Raw genomic sequence first — 5,929 nt, 5'->3', positions numbered from 1 at the left:
AGGTTCTAGTGGTGTAACAGCCGTGGAGGTTCGAGTCCTCTCGACCGCACCAACTACATACACAAGGACAGCCTGTGTGGCTGTCCTTTTTGGTTTCTATCGGATGTTAAAAAGTTTCGGTAATTTTATGTGTTGTGCAGCCGGAAGCTGTTAATCAAACAAATTGCCGAACACGTCAAGCACGGTTTTTTTCTTTTTGTAGGGCCGTCCGTACTTGTCGTAGCCATGCTTCATGCCATAACCGTGGCCGCCGTGTCCGCCGTATCCGTGTTGTCCATGTCCGCCGTGGCCGTAGACAGGCTGTTCGCAGCCCGGGTTGCCGTACCCCGTGCCGTATTGTCCGCCGGGTGTCTGCGGAGGCGTACCGTACGGCGTATGGCCCGAGCCGGCGCCGGGCTGCGCCGGGGGATACTGATGGACCGGCGGCGCCGCACGCGTTCCGCCCGCACCGGAAGGATCCGAGCCGAACGCCGTGTCCGGCTGCCTGGCGAGCAGCTCCTCTTCGCGTTCTTCAAGCTCCTTGCGCATGTCCCTCACGCCCAGCATCAGCTTTTCGAGCTCGCCCCGATCCAGCCAGACACCTTTGCAATCCGGACAAACGTCGACCGTCACGCCGTCCTTTTCGACCTCGCGCATTCTCACATCGTCACATACCGGGCATTTCAAGCTTCATCCCTCCTGATATAAGTCTGATCGTCCGCTTGGTATATCATACCCTGGCAGACATGCCTTGCATCATACGAATCTTTCTACGCGCGATCGCCGGCCTGCGTTTCATCGACGACCGCGCGCGGCTCGTCGGCGGGACGGTAATCGTAGGCGCGGCTCAGCTTGACGACACGCCGGTTCGGCTTGCGGATCATGACCGAATCGTCGTCCCAGGCGACGACAATGCCGATGACGTCGTTCATCTCCAGGCCGTCGCGGACGACACGCACCTTAACGCCTTGCAGCCTGTACCGGTCGAGAACGCCTTCCTCTGTCATTTATTTTCCGTCTCCCTCACGCATTCTCTTCAAACATTAGAATAAAAGACCCGGAAAGAGACGTCTCGTCTCGATGGGTCTCGTCGGATGTGCTTTGCATTAAACGTTTTCTTCGTTGACCACTTGCTCGCGCGAATCGTTCGTTTCGTACCATTCGTCCAGAACGCGAGACGACATAACGCGTTTCTCAATATATTCGACCTGGCGCCCGGTAAACCATGTGCGCCATTCAACGTTCAATTCTTCAGCCAGCTTGACGATCGTTAACAGCTCGGACCAGGCGACGTATCTTTTGTACCAGAAAAACTGCGGATGTTCGATCATGTAAGGGTATAAATCGTCGAATTCTGTATGTTTGCAGTCAAGCGCGCGTTCAAAATGCACCTTGGCATCGGACAACTTCGTCTCAAAAAAATCCGCGGACAGCGCCAATTTCTCCATATTCCCTCTGCCTCCCCTCGGCTCACTTGACTCTATTATAAATGAAAAAAGCGCAGACGAAAAGAGACGGAAGTTGGGACTTACTGCTCAAATGTGATTTTGCCGCCTTCCAAGGATGCTATTTTCACCAAAGATTCGACACGAATCCCTTGTTCGCGGATCGTGCGGCCGCCGGCCTGAAACGATTTCTCCACCACTATGCCCAAGCCTGCAAGCTCAGATCCGGCCCGTTCGATAATTTTGATGAGCCCGCGGGCCGCGTCCCCGTTCGCGATAATGTCGTCGATAAACAGCACTTTGTCGGAAGGCGTCAAATATTGCCGCGACACCATGATGTCCGTTACGATGCCTTTCGTAAAGGACGGAACGCGCTCGGTGAGCGCATCGGGATCGGCGATGAGCGTCTTTTTGCGGCGGGCAAAAATAAGCGGGACGCCGAGCGTCAACGCCGTGGCGAACGCGACCGGAATGCCGGACGACTCCACCGTAATCACTTTCGTTATATGCACCTCTGCGAACCGCCGGGCAAATTCCCGGCCCATCTCCATCGTGAGCACCGGATCCACCTGGTGGTTCAGCAATCCGTCGAGCTTCAGCACGTCCGCCGTCATGATCGACGCTTCTTTCAAAATGCGTTCCTTCAACATGTCCATCGTCTCACGTTCCTTCCACGGTAAATCCTTTTCGTTAAGGTAACATAGCTTCGGGCGCCCACGCAAGGGATGGAATGCGGTACCGTAAAAATAACCCCGAAAAGCGGCGCGATGCTTCGCCGCTTATACCGGTCATATGCCCCGGGATTCCGAAAGCATGTGTAAATGTATCCCGGAAGGATGCAACCTTTCCCAGTCCTTAGGCGTCTTAACTATAGACAGAAAACGCGGATACGAACAGGCAATTATCGAGGCTGTGCCGATCGGGGGAGTTCACTGTGGACCTATCGCCAAAGAAAAAATATAAAAGGACTGCGGCCATCGCGCTTGCGGCGCTGTCCCTTCTGGCCGCCGCGCTGTTGACCGGCTGCGGAATGGACATGCCGGGCGGCTCCCCGGGCCCGAAGACGAATGTTGCGGAGCGCGATGTCCCCGCACGCGATTCCATCCCCGAAGCGCCGTCAAGCCCGCAGGAAACGTATGACAACCCGTCGCCGCCCGCTCGGACGCCGGCCATCGGCGCGGAATCGGGCGGCAAGCCTTCAGGCGTCGAGAAGACGGCACCCGCCCCAAAAGGCACCGCTGTGAAGAAGCAGCCGACCGAAGGCGTCTGGTCCGCGGATGCGCCCAAGCTTCTCGGGCTTGGGGTCGGAGACGAGAGAAGCACGGTCCAGAAGCTGTATGGAAAGCCGTTTGACAGCTACGCTATGGAAGATGAAGACGGCATGCTCACCGTGCTCGAGTATAGCGGCTTTTCCGTTGGCTTGAACGATGCCGGCCGGGTTGCGTTCGTCGAGGTGTACGGGTCCGGAACCGGAACGGGAATCGGTGGCCTGAAGATCGGAGACGACGAAGAAAAGGCGCTTAAGACGCTCGGCAAGCCCGACCAGCACACCGGCTTTGTGATCGGCTACAAGGGCGACGGAGCGCTTTTGAAGCTGGATCTGGAGCCGAAGGAGAAGACGGTGCTGTCGGTTAAGCTTTTTGTTGACGAAAGTTGAGCGAGCGGTGTATGCGGGGCGCTCCGGCACGGGATCGTGCCGGGCGCTTTTTTCGCGTGTGAAGACGCTTGTCATGCCTGTCCCCAGGCGCGCATAGGATGAAAAGAGCGAGCCCGGCCCGCGTCCTGCCGCCGGTTGCTCTGATCCGTGCATGAATGCGCGAACGGGGGCGGTAGAATGAAGCCGGTTAAAGTGCTGCAGATCGCTTTTACGTATATGGGGACGGTCGTCGGCGCGGGCTTTGCGACCGGTCAGGAAATTTTGCAGTTTTTTACCCGTTTCGGGTATTGGGGGACGGCCGCGATCGGCTTGGCCACAGCACTCTTCATATGGCTGGGCGCCAAAATGATGCTGATCGCCGCCGAAATCGGCGCCAAATCGTATGAGGACTTGAACAAGACGCTTTTCGGGGAACGGGTCGGAAGGCTTGTGAGCCACTTTATGCTGTGCGTGCTGCTCGGCGTCAACGCGGTCATGCTGGCCGGCGCCGGCTCCATTTTCAACGAACATCTCGGCATATCGTATCAAACCGGCCTGCTGGTGACGATGGTCGGCTGCTATTTGCTGCTGCGCAAAGGGATGAACGCGATTCTGACGGTCAACGCGATCGTTGTGCCGATCATGCTTCTATTTACGGTGCTGATCGTTGTCGATACGCTGCGCACCCCGGGGGCCGAGAAGTGGCTGGTGCTCGGGAGCGATCATTCGCCGTGGGCCGCGTGGGCGTCGCCTGTACTGTACGCCGCCTTTAACCTGTCGATGGCGCAGGCGGTTCTTGTCCCGCTCGGCAAGGAAATCGGCGACCGCCGGACGATCGTTGCCGGCTGCTGGGTGGGCGGCATCGGCATCGGCTTCATGCTGCTGGCCGGGCATATGGCGCTGTCGGCCTACATGCCCGGCATTACGCAGTTCGCCATTCCGATGGGCGGCATCGCCCGCGAGCTCGGCCAAGGCATTCAGTGGGTCTACCTGTTCCTCATTTTCGCCGAAATTTTCACGACGCTCATCTCGGATGTGTACGGGTTGACGCTGCAGCTGGAGGAACGGCTCGGATGGTCGAGACGCGTCATCGTCGCCGCCGTCCTGCTCGTCTGCTACGTCATCAGCCAGATCGGCTTCGGTCCCCTGCTGTCGACGCTTTATCCGATGTTCGGGATGGTCAGCATCGGATGGTTATACCTGATGATCCGGAAGAAGGCCGGTTGGAGATAAGGCATCAGACACCACATCTCGGCAACCTGCGTTCCGTCGCTTAATGGCCTGTCATCATCCCCTCACCTTGCTATAACGTGCATTATGTCGCTTATTGCAAAGCCATCATCCGTTCGCGTCTACTTTAACCTGCATTTTGCCGCTTATTGCAACGCCATTATCCCGTCGCTCTGCTGTAACCTGCATTCAGTCGCTTAATGGCCTGTCATCATCCCGTCACCTTGCTGTAGCCTGCGTTCCGTCGCATGTGTGAAAACAGCCTGGTAAGGGCTATGCCCGTTCCAGGCTGTTTGGGGGTGCAGGCACTTTGCCTGCTTTAAGAGAAAGCTACCGTTTTCGCTTGAGGCATCGCTTCGGCTAGCGCGGTTGCGATGTGATCGTGGCAGGTCAGCAGGATAAGCTGCCGGCCGGTCGATACGCGGGCAAGCACGCCCGCGGCGGCGCGCAGCCGGTCGGCGTCAAAGTTGACGAACAGGTCGTCCAGCAGCATCGGCAGCGGCTCCCGTGACTCCACCGCGTCCGCCAAAGCCAGACGAAGCGCCAGATAGATTTGCTCGGCCGCCCCCCTGCTGAGGAATGAGGCGTCAACGATGTCGCCATCGGCGTTCTCCAATCGAATCGTTCCTTCACCGGGCCGCGCGACGATCCGGACGTACCGGCCGTTCGTCAATTGTGCCGCCAGACGGGAAGCCTCCCGAAGGACCGCGGGCTGACGCTCGTCCTCGAGCCGTTTCTTCGTTCGCCTGATCAACGCCGTCATCACGGCAAGCTCCGCATAGCGCTCGACCTCGCCTTGCAGCCTCGCAAGCGCGCTTTCCCGCTGCTGCAGCAAACTACGGCGGTCTTCATCCCCCTTCAACTGCTCGGAGGTCTGGAGCAGCCGTCCCCTCCGCTCCAGCAGCTCGGTCTGCCGCTGGCGGGCGTTGTCCAGCGCGTCGGCATTGCGCTTGTCAGCCAACGCCAAAGAATGCTCGTCCTCTTCCTGTAAAAGCTTGTCCAGCAGCGCCCGTTTCTCTGCCGTCATACCGGCCGACAGCTCCACCTCCAGCCGAATCGCTTCCTCCTGCAGCCGCCTGGCCTGCCGCGCCTGAACCAGCAACCGCTCCCATTCGGCCTCGTCGGCCGCCCCCGCCTCATGAAACCATAAGGCCGCCTGCTCATCATGCCGCGCGAGCTTCCCGACGACCTGCTCCCGCTGCTCGCGCAGCTCATGTAACCGCTCCTCAAGGCGGTCCGACGCTTGCTTCTGCGCAATCTGCTTCCGGATCGCGGCCTGCAGCCACTGCAAGGCTGCGACAGGCTCGGTCGCCGCCAGTCCGGCCGCCTCCGGTTCCGCCCGGCAAAGCGCCGCCGCCTGCTCGTCGAAGTCGGCCAAGCGCGCGTCGATCCGGGCAAGCCGGTCCGCCGACCGTTCGTTCGTTTGCAGCTGAGAGCGAGCCTGCTCGGCCCGGTCGAACACCTCGAGGGCCGCCTCCGGCGACAGCTCCGCGGGCAAGCCGCGGCCGGCGAGCCAGCGCTCCCACTCGGCCTGCCGCAAAGCAAGCCGGTCGGCCGCTTCGCCCGCCGCCGCCCGCGCTTCCGCGGCCAGCGCGCGTATCCGCTCAAGCCGCTGCGCCAGCTCGCGGCGCCGCTCCTC

At 59.8% G+C, this 5,929-nt stretch carries 7 protein-coding genes; 2 read left to right on the top strand and 5 right to left on the bottom strand.

Annotation, left to right across the window (positions count from 1 at the left end):
• Nucleotides 1–150 precede the first annotated feature (150 nt).
• From RWM61_RS20380 to RWM61_RS19840, 4 genes are all read right to left on the bottom strand, one after another.
• On the bottom strand, nt 151–666 hold the full coding sequence (locus tag RWM61_RS20380; RefSeq protein ID WP_399539108.1) for a zf-TFIIB domain-containing protein: 516 nt from the start codon (nt 664–666) through the stop codon (nt 151–153).
• Nucleotides 667–749: 83 nt separating this feature from the next.
• On the bottom strand, nt 750–986 hold the full coding sequence (locus RWM61_RS19850; RefSeq protein WP_314004113.1) for a hypothetical protein: 237 nt from the start codon (nt 984–986) through the stop codon (nt 750–752).
• A gap of 99 nt (nt 987–1,085) precedes the next feature.
• A complete protein-coding gene (locus tag RWM61_RS19845; RefSeq protein ID WP_314004110.1) occupies nt 1,086–1,427 on the bottom strand; it encodes a hypothetical protein in 342 nt (113 codons plus the stop codon).
• An 80-nt stretch (nt 1,428–1,507) separates the two neighbouring features.
• Nucleotides 1,508–2,080: a xanthine phosphoribosyltransferase gene (locus RWM61_RS19840; RefSeq protein ID WP_314004107.1), complete on the bottom strand. Its 573-nt coding sequence runs from the start codon at nt 2,078–2,080 to the stop codon at nt 1,508–1,510.
• A 278-nt stretch (nt 2,081–2,358) separates the two neighbouring features.
• Between RWM61_RS19840 and RWM61_RS19835 the strand changes: the two genes are divergently transcribed.
• Entirely contained in the window at nt 2,359–3,081 is a 723-nt protein-coding gene (locus RWM61_RS19835) for a hypothetical protein (protein ID WP_314004104.1), read from the top strand.
• A gap of 177 nt (nt 3,082–3,258) precedes the next feature.
• The gene (locus RWM61_RS19830) at nt 3,259–4,293 is read left to right on the top strand and encodes a hypothetical protein (protein ID WP_314004100.1); all 1,035 of its coding nucleotides are present in this window, start codon (nt 3,259–3,261) and stop codon (nt 4,291–4,293) included.
• A 316-nt stretch (nt 4,294–4,609) separates the two neighbouring features.
• Here RWM61_RS19830 and RWM61_RS19825 read toward each other — a convergent pair.
• On the bottom strand, nt 4,610–5,929 hold a 1,320-nt coding region (locus tag RWM61_RS19825), incomplete at its 5' end, for an ATP-binding protein (RefSeq protein ID WP_399539104.1).

It is taken from the genome of uncultured Paenibacillus sp., from assembly GCF_963515335.1.
Classification (GTDB): domain Bacteria; phylum Bacillota; class Bacilli; order Paenibacillales; family Paenibacillaceae; genus Paenibacillus_I.
This window is presented reverse-complemented; position numbering and strand designations above follow the sequence as displayed.